Below are 2,435 nucleotides of genomic sequence, written 5' to 3'. Positions count from 1 at the left end.
TCTCCGTGATCAAGCTGATGCGCATCTTCAAGGACGAACTGGTACTGGCTTACTCCACCGCCAGCTCCGAAACCGTGCTGCCGCGCGTGATCGAGAAGATGGAAGCCTACGGCGCACCGAAAGCGATCTGCAGCTTTGTGGTACCGACCGGCTACTCGTTCAACCTTGACGGTTCGACCTTGTACCAGAGCATCGCGGCAATCTTTATCGCTCAGCTGTACGGCATCGACCTGTCGCTCAGCCAGCAACTGCTGCTGGTATTGACCCTGATGGTTACCTCCAAAGGCATCGCCGGTGTGCCGGGCGTGTCCTTCGTGGTGCTGCTGGCCACGCTGGGCAGCGTGGGTATCCCGCTGGAAGGCCTGGCCTTTATCGCCGGTGTTGACCGTGTGATGGACATGGCCCGTACGGCCCTGAACGTGATCGGTAACGCCCTGGCGGTACTGGTGATCTCCCGTTGGGAAGGCATGTACGACGACGCCAAGGGCGAGCGCTACTGGAACTCGCTGCCGCACTGGCGCAGCAAGGAACAGCTGCCGGCCGGGGAAGTGTCGAACACCTGAAAAAGTGATCCTCAGGTTTTGTGAACTTCACAAAACCTGAGGGAGCTGGCTTGAATGCGCTGGCATTACTTCGACGTACCTAAAAGACCACACCGTCTGCATCGCGAGCAAGCCCGCTCCCACAGGGACTTCGCTCGCGCAAATCAACAACGGCTGACCTAACGCCCTTGATCAAAACGGAACGAGGCACCATACGCTGACGCCGGTAAATGACTGGCGCCGTCGGCCCGCAGCCGTGAACGGAACGTACCGCGCTGAGGTTCGGTGCGATACAAGCCACGTTTCTGCAACTCGGGAATAATCAGCTCCACAAAGTCTTCAAAGCTGCCAGGGCTGATCAGCGGATTGAGCATGTAGCCGCTGGTACCGCTGATGCGAGCGTGTTCTTCGATCCGGTCTGCCACCTGTTGCGGGGTGCCTACCAGAATCAGGTCACTGCCACGTGTGACGTTGGCAAAGCGCTGTTTGACGTCACCGGCCGTCAGGGGCTTGCCACTCCCATCTGCACGCATCACATAGGACGTCATGCCTTCGGTGTGAGTAGACAGAGCATCACTGTCGGCGTAACGGCTAATGTCGATTCCGGTATCACCTGCATAACTGACCAGTTGCGCCTGCAAGTGATAATTGCTTTGCAGCTCGTCATATTTGCGCTGAGCTTCGATTTCCGTTTTGGCGGTCACAATACGCAGCACTGTCAGCGACTTCACATCTTCGGCCGGGCGACCGAGCGCCTGGGCCTGGGCCCAGATTTCCTCAAGCCCCTGACGAATCTCATGGGGGTCGGACTTGGCAACAAAGATCAACTCGGCGTGCTTGGCTGCAAATGCCCGGCCACGGCCTGACCAGCCAGCCTGGATCAGCAGAGGCGTTCGCTGCGGCGACGGGGACGTCAAATGCGGCCCCGCCACCCGATAATGTTCGCCTGCATGGTTGATCGGCCGAACCCGATCACCACGGGCATACAGCTGGCGCGCCTTGTCGGCAACCACGGCATCATCGGCCCAGCTGCCCTCCCAAAGCTTATAGGCCACATCGAGAAATTCCTCGGCACGCTCATAGCGATCATCGTGCTTGATCATCTGCTCCAGACCGAAGTTTCGGGCAGCACTGGACAGGTATGACGTGACGATGTTCCACCCTATCCGGCCATCCGTCAGATGGTCCAATGTGCTGAAGCGCCGGGCATGGGTAAAGGGATGCTCGTAGCTGGTGGTCACCGTGACGCCAAAGGCCAGGTTTTCAGTTACCGCAGCCAGTGCCGGGATGATCATCAGCGGGTCATTTGCCGGTGCTTCCACGGCCCATTTCATGGCCGCCTCGGCATTGCCGCCAAACACATCGTAGAAGCCCAGAACATCTCCGAAAAACAGCATGTCCATGTGCGCCTGATCGGCAATACGCGCCAGATTCGACCAGTAGCCGAGCGAATTGATATTCAATCGCTCGTCAGCCGGGTGCGTCCACAGGCTTGGCGCGCCACCACAGCCAACACTCGCTTGCTCATAGAGCGCAAACAACAGAGGTTTTGGATCGTACATCTTGATACCTGAAAAGAATAATTAAAGGGATGGCGTTACCGCTGCTGTGTGAACCCTTTGCCGTAGTGGCGCTCGAGGCGGTTCTGCACCAGTTCGAGTCCGATCGACATCAGCCAATAGATAACGGCGGCGGTGGTGAGCATTTCGATGTAGCGATACGACGAACGCCCGTAGGACTGCGCCAGGAACATCACTTCCCACACCCCCATCACCGAAATCAGCGAGGAGTCCTTGAGCATTGAAATGAACTGGCTGGTGGTCGGCGGCAAAATCGTGCGCATGGCTTGCGGCAGGATGATGTGCAGGAATGTCGCCGTCGGCGACAGCCCCA

At 58.2% G+C, this 2,435-nt stretch carries 3 protein-coding genes; 1 reads left to right on the top strand and 2 read right to left on the bottom strand.

What is annotated here, in order from left to right; translation table 11 throughout:
• Window positions 1-563: cation:dicarboxylate symporter family transporter (locus AACY07_RS24225; RefSeq protein WP_339478288.1), on the top strand; the 563-nt coding region annotated here is incomplete at its 5' end.
• Between the two features lie 158 nt (window positions 564-721).
• Here the strand turns inward: AACY07_RS24225 and AACY07_RS24220 are convergent.
• Window positions 722-2,104, bottom strand: coding sequence for an LLM class flavin-dependent oxidoreductase (locus AACY07_RS24220; protein ID WP_339478286.1), 1,383 nt, complete (start codon window positions 2,102-2,104; stop codon window positions 722-724).
• A 35-nt stretch (window positions 2,105-2,139) separates the two neighbouring features.
• Window positions 2,140-2,435 (bottom strand): ABC transporter permease subunit (locus AACY07_RS24215; RefSeq protein WP_339475939.1); only part of this gene is annotated, 296 nt, incomplete at its 5' end.

The sequence above is a fragment of the Pseudomonas sp. RL_5y_Pfl2_69 genome (assembly GCF_963970465.1).
Classification (GTDB): Bacteria; Pseudomonadota; Gammaproteobacteria; order Pseudomonadales; family Pseudomonadaceae; genus Aquipseudomonas.
This window is presented reverse-complemented; position numbering and strand designations above follow the sequence as displayed.

Excerpts from the sequence above, each read along its gene's own strand:
- AACY07_RS24220 (WP_339478286.1), bottom strand. The coding sequence starts at position 2,104 with ATGTACGATCCAAAACCTCTGTTGTTTGCGCTCTATGAGCAAGCGAGT.